Source organism: Microbacterium sp. ISL-103 (genome assembly GCF_018613995.1).
In the GTDB taxonomy this organism is placed as follows: domain Bacteria; phylum Actinomycetota; class Actinomycetes; order Actinomycetales; family Microbacteriaceae; genus Microbacterium.
Genome location: NZ_JAGGPD010000437.1, coordinates 1 through 4,109 on the forward strand (window position 1 = coordinate 1; position 4,109 = coordinate 4,109).

At 66.3% G+C, this 4,109-nt stretch carries 5 protein-coding genes; 4 read left to right on the plus strand and 1 reads right to left on the minus strand.

Annotated features, from left to right (window positions below):
* The 3 genes from J7E68_RS15245 to J7E68_RS15255 form a co-directional block, all read left to right on the plus strand.
* On the plus strand, nucleotides 1-291 hold a 291-nt coding region (locus J7E68_RS15245), incomplete at its 5' end, for a DUF6993 domain-containing protein (protein WP_396652513.1).
* Between the two features lie 140 nt (nucleotides 292-431).
* On the plus strand, nucleotides 432-2,111 hold the full coding sequence (ettA, locus tag J7E68_RS15250; protein ID WP_215173999.1) for an energy-dependent translational throttle protein EttA: 1,680 nt from the start codon (nucleotides 432-434) through the stop codon (nucleotides 2,109-2,111).
* Between the two features lie 7 nt (nucleotides 2,112-2,118).
* Nucleotides 2,119-2,607: a thioesterase family protein gene (locus tag J7E68_RS15255; RefSeq protein WP_215174002.1), complete on the plus strand. Its 489-nt coding sequence runs from the start codon at nucleotides 2,119-2,121 to the stop codon at nucleotides 2,605-2,607.
* 25 nt (nucleotides 2,608-2,632) lie between these two features.
* On the opposite strand, the gene J7E68_RS15260 is transcribed toward J7E68_RS15255, so the two are convergent.
* Nucleotides 2,633-3,520, minus strand: a complete 888-nt coding sequence (locus J7E68_RS15260) for an acyl-CoA thioesterase II (RefSeq protein ID WP_215174004.1) — start codon at nucleotides 3,518-3,520, stop codon at nucleotides 2,633-2,635.
* Nucleotides 3,521-3,570: 50 nt separating this feature from the next.
* Here J7E68_RS15260 and J7E68_RS15265 point away from each other — a divergent pair.
* A partial coding sequence (locus J7E68_RS15265; RefSeq protein ID WP_215174006.1) for a hypothetical protein occupies nucleotides 3,571-4,109 on the plus strand: 539 nt, incomplete at its 3' end.

The window sequence follows — 4,109 nt, forward strand, 5'->3', positions numbered from 1 at the left end:
TTCGCGGCAGTGACGGCACAGGTCTGGGGCTCAGAGCAGAGGTTTGCCGGGCGCGCGTACATCGACGGCCTCATCGCAGCCGGATTCGATCGAGCAGACATGCAGGTGAGCCAAGACGTCTCCACCGTGGGCAACCCTGCGGAGAGCATCCAATTCTCCGTGCGGTGGGGAGACGACGAGTGCCTCGTCGGGCAGATCGGCCCATCGACCGGTGAACCCGTCACCGCCGTGCTGCCGCAGCTCGCCGAGGGGCGTTGCCTGGTCGGAGCCACGCGCGCGATCGATTGGTGAAGACAGCGCGATCGGTTGTTCGCGCATCGACCCTCCGCTCGGCGATCTCTGCTCGCTGACGTCGGCCTCGGCGGCGATCCAGGCGGAGGCCGGTAGGCTGGGGTGTCGATCTTCGACGCCAACAGAAGGAGCGGTTTTCGGTGGCTGAGTACATCTACTCGATGGTTCGTGCGCGCAAGGCGGTGGGCGAGAAGCTCATCCTCGACGATGTCACGATGGCGTTCCTCCCCGGTGCCAAGATCGGCATGGTGGGCCCGAACGGTGCCGGCAAGTCGACGATTCTCAAGATCATGGCGGGCATGGACACGCCGTCGAACGGCGAGGCCAAGCTGTCTCCCGGATTCTCCGTCGGCATCCTGATGCAGGAGCCCGAGCTCGATGAAACGAAGACCGTGCTGGCGAACATCCAGGACGGGATCGCGATCAAGGCCAAGGTCGACCGCTTCAACGAGATCTCCATGCTGATGGCAGATCCGGATGCAGACTTCGACTCTCTCCTGGCCGAGATGGGCACCCTGCAGGAAGAGATCGACGCCGCAGACGGCTGGGATCTCGATTCGCAGCTGGAACAGGCGATGGATGCCCTGCGCACTCCGCCCGGAGACGCAGCGATCGCACCGCTCTCCGGTGGTGAGAAGCGTCGAGTCGCTCTTGCGAAGCTGCTTCTGCAGAAGCCGGACCTCCTGCTGCTCGACGAGCCGACGAACCACCTCGACGCCGAGAGTGTGCTGTGGCTCGAGCAGCATCTGCAGGCGTACAAGGGTGCTGTCATCGCCATCACCCACGACCGGTACTTCCTCGATCACGTCGCGGAGTGGATCGCCGAGGTCGACCGCGGACGTCTGATCGGCTACGAGGGCAACTACTCGACCTACCTGGAGAAGAAGGGCGAACGCCTCGAGGTCCAGGGCAAGAAGGACGCCAAGCTCGCCAAGCGCCTCAAAGAGGAATTGGAGTGGGTGCGCTCGAGCGCGAAGGGTCGTCAGACCAAGTCCAAGGCCCGTCTGGCCCGCTACGAGGAGATGGCGACGGAGGCGGGGCGGACGCGGAAGCTGGACTTCGAGGAGATCTCGATTCCCGCAGGCCCCCGACTCGGCAGCATCGTCATCGACGCCAAGAAGCTTCAGAAGGGCTTCGACGGACGTGCACTCATCGACGGGCTCAGCTTCAACCTGCCGCCGAACGGCATCGTCGGCGTGATCGGTCCGAACGGTGTGGGAAAGACCACGCTGTTCAAGACGATCGTGGGTCTCGAGCCGCTCGACGGTGGCGACCTCAAGATCGGTGAGACCGTCAAGATCAGCTACGTCGACCAGTCGCGCTCCAACATCGACCCCGACAAGACCCTGTGGGAGGTCGTCTCCGATGGACTCGACTTCATCACGGTCGGCAAGACCGAGATTCCCTCTCGTGCGTACGTCTCGAAGTTCGGGTTCAAGGGTCCCGACCAGCAGAAGAAGGCCGGCGTGCTCTCGGGTGGTGAGCGCAACCGACTGAACCTCGCCCTCACGCTGAAGGAGGGCGGCAACCTGCTGCTCCTCGACGAGCCGACGAACGACCTGGACGTCGAGACGCTGAGCTCCCTCGAGAACGCGCTGCTCGAGTTTCCCGGCTGCGCCGTGGTCATCACCCACGACCGGTGGTTCCTCGACCGCATCGCGACGCACATCCTCGCCTACGAGGGCACCGACGACAAGCCGGCGCAGTGGTACTGGTTCGAGGGCAACTTCGAGGCGTACGAGGAGAACAAGATCCAGCGACTCGGTGCCGACGCGGCCAAGCCTCACCGCTCGACGCACCGCAAGCTGACCCGCGACTGAGCCGCCGATGTCCGACCCGACACCGGGCACTCGCCTGCACATCCCGATCCACCTGCGCTGGGGCGATCTGGATGCGTTCAACCACGTCAACAACACCTCGATGCTGAAGCTGCTCGAGGAGGCGCGCGTGCGCGCTTTCTGGCGGGCGGGTCCCGGTGAACAGGCGCCGTCCACGGCGGTGCTCGACCCCGGCATCGACGAGGGCGTGCTCACCCTCATCGCGCGTCAGGAGATCGAGTACCTCGCACCGGTGCCGTACCAGCGGCGTCCGCTCGAAGTGCAGATGTGGTTCGGCAAGCTCGGCGGCTCCAGCGTCGAGGTCTGCTACGAGGTGCACAACGATCCCGAAGCCGAACCGCGAACGATCTACGCGCGGTCGACGGCGATCATCGTGCTCGTCGATGCCGCCTCCGGGCGGCCGACGAGGCTCACGCAGGAGATGCGCGACGCCTGGGAGCCGTTCGTCGGACCGTCCATCGAGTACGCGCACCGCTGAGCCGCTCGCGGCCCGTCGGCGACGATCAGTCCTGTGAGGGTACCCGCACCATGATCTCCTGGGCGACGGACGCGACCAGCTCGCCGGACTGCGTGTAGATCCGCCCCTGAGCGAGTCCGCGGCCGCCCCGCGCGTTCGGCGACTCCTGCACGTACAGCAGCCATTCGTCGACCCGGGCCGGTCGATGCCACCACATCGCGTGGTCGAGGCTCGCCACCTTCAGTCCGGGCAACCCCCAGTAGACGCCATGGGCGCGCAGGATGGATTCCTGGATCGTCATATCGCTCAGATAGGCGAGAGCGGCGCGATGGACGCGCTGGTCGTCGGGCAGCGGGGCTCGCAACCGCATCCAGACGCACTGCTGAGGTACGTGCGCATCGTCGCTCGGCAGGAACAGCGGCGATTCCACGTGCCTCACATCAGCGGCGCGGTCGCTGAGCATTCGCGCCACGCCGGGCGGGAGCCCGTCGACACGCTCTTCGTCGGGCAGCAGCGAATCAGGCGATGGCACACCTTCGGGCATCGACACGGCATGCTCGACGCCCGGGCCCTCGTCCTGGAACGACGCGATCATCGAGAAGATGGGGACGCCGTTCTGGTACGCCTGAGAGCGACGCGTCGAGAACGAGCGGCCGTCGTGGATGCGATCCACCGCGATGGTGATGCCTTGGCTCGCGTCGCCGGGGCGGAGGAAGTACCCGTGCATCGAATGCACGGCGCGGTCTTCGGGAAGTGTCCGCTCCGCGGCGAGAAGGCTCTGGGCGAGTACCTGACCGCCGTAGATCCTGCCTGAGGGCATCGGATGCGACGATCCGGTGAAGATGTCCTCGGTCGTACGGGCCTGCGTCGAATCGAGATCGAGCACCGCCAGCAGCTGATCGACCGTGCGGATCGCGTGTGCGTCGGGGGTCATGACTTCCTTCCCGCGACTGCGAAGGCCGCTGCGTTGCTAGTTTAGAGGGTGTGCCGCACCAGCTCCTCCTCGCCGATTCCGAGACCTCCAAAGACGTCCTGACCTTCATCGGACGATCGACTCGCATCTCCGACGAGGGTATTCGGCTGCAGGCCGCCAACGGCACCCTCGCGCTCACCGGTGCGGCCCTCGCCCCGCACGGGCTGTTCGACCAGACGCCCACCGTTCTCGCGATGCGCATCGTCAGAGTCGACCCTGAGCTGGAGTGCGACGTGGTGGTGTCGTCGCTCGCAGCCACCGACGACCCGCAGATCCTCACCTTCCCCGATACCGGGCTCTCTCCCGCGTGGGCGGGAGTTGCACCACCCCGCGGCGAATGGCAGCCGTCGGGGAGCCTCGACGCCTCGGTCATCGCCCAGCGTGCGCAGTGGGGAATCAGCGCCGTGGCTCGAGGAGCCACCCCGGGAGCGGGGGAGGAGGCCGTGCGCGCTCTGCGCGCGGCGATCTGGGGTGAGGCTGACGAAGATCTCGACGACCTGCCACGGGGAGTCGCCTTCGCCGCCGATGCCCTCGGGTTCATCCCCGGCGA

Excerpts from the sequence above, each read along its gene's own strand:
- J7E68_RS15260 (WP_215174004.1), bottom strand. The coding sequence starts at position 3,520 with ATGACCCCCGACGCACACGCGATCCGCACGGTCGATCAGCTGCTGGCG.
- J7E68_RS15255 (WP_215174002.1), top strand. The coding sequence starts at position 2,119 with ATGTCCGACCCGACACCGGGCACTCGCCTGCACATCCCGATCCACCTG.